The sequence below is a fragment of the Streptococcus mitis genome (assembly GCF_946190275.1).
Lineage (GTDB): Bacteria > Bacillota > Bacilli > Lactobacillales > Streptococcaceae > Streptococcus > Streptococcus mitis_DC.
The window spans coordinates 1-401 of record NZ_CAMHZQ010000055.1 but is presented as its reverse complement, the minus strand read 5'-3'; the positions used below and the strand labels follow the sequence as shown (position 1 = coordinate 401).

General features: G+C 44.6%; 1 pseudogene. It reads left to right on the top strand.

Features of this window, described 5'->3' with window-relative positions:
- Positions 1–401, top strand: a pseudogene (locus tag N8M20_RS10205) (LEA family epithelial adhesin); the annotation flags it as partial.

Sequence of the window (401 nt, the reverse complement as noted above, 5' to 3'; positions counted from 1 at the left end):
CAAGCCGAAAAAGACAAAGTCAAAGAAAAAGTTCAAGCTAAGAACCCAGGTAAGGAAGTAACGGTAGGAGCCGACGGAACAGCAACAGTGACAGATCCAACCACAGGAATCAGTCACACAATTCCAGGAACAGAGCTAGTGAACCAAGACTTCGAATCAGTGAAACCAACCGACAAAGTTCCAGTCAAAGACAAAGCCCACTTAACTCCAGAAGAGAAGAAACAAGTGGCAGACAAAGTCAAAGACAAGAACCCAGGTAAGGAAGTCACAGTAGGAGCCGACGGAACCGCAATATTGAAAGATCCAAATACAGGAATTACACACACAATTCCAGGAACAGAGTTAGTGAACCAAGACTTCACTCCAGTGACACCAACTGAGAAAGTACCAGTGAAGAAAGC